Here is a 591-nt window from a genome sequence, read left to right as displayed (position 1 = left end):
TACAATCGCTGGAAGCGGTGGAGCGAGGCTGGCGTCTTCGTTCGGATGATGGAGGGCCTGTCTGGCGCACAGGCCGAGCGCCGGACCGTCATGATCGATGCCACCTATCTAAAGGCGCACCGTACGGCTTCGAGCCTGCGGGTAAAAAAGGGGGCCTCGGGCGACTGATCGGACGGACCAAAGGCGGGATGAATACCAAGCTGCACGCCGTCACCGATGCGAATGGACGCCCCATCAGCCTGTTTGTGACGGCTGGTCAGGTCAGCGACTACACCGGCGCGGCGGCTCTTCTGGATAGTCTACCCAGAGCCCAGTGGCTGCTGGGCGATAGGGGCTATGACGCGGATTGGTTGAGGGACGCCTTGGAAGCCAAGGGGATCACACCTTGCATCCCCGGACGTAAAACCCGCACCGAGCCCATCCGGTATGACAAGCGCAGATACAAACGACGCAACCGCATCGAAATCATGTTCGGTCGTCTGAAAGACTGGCGACGCGTTGCCACGCGTTATGATCGGTGCCCGAACGTCTTCCTCTCCGCCATAGCCCTCGCCGCTACAGTGCTCTTTTGGCTATGAGTCCTGAGCCTAG

Annotated in this window: 1 pseudogene; it reads left to right on the top strand. The window is 60.7% G+C overall.

The features are described 5' to 3' along the window. A pseudogene (locus LOX95_RS14175) lies at nucleotides 1-578 on the top strand (IS5 family transposase); the annotation flags it as partial. Nucleotides 579-591: the final 13 nt, after the last annotated feature.

The organism is Brevundimonas pishanensis (assembly GCF_022750635.1).
Lineage (GTDB): Bacteria > Pseudomonadota > Alphaproteobacteria > Caulobacterales > Caulobacteraceae > Brevundimonas > Brevundimonas pishanensis.
Note: the sequence above shows the minus strand (reverse complement) of the source record. Positions and strands in the feature narration are given on the sequence as shown.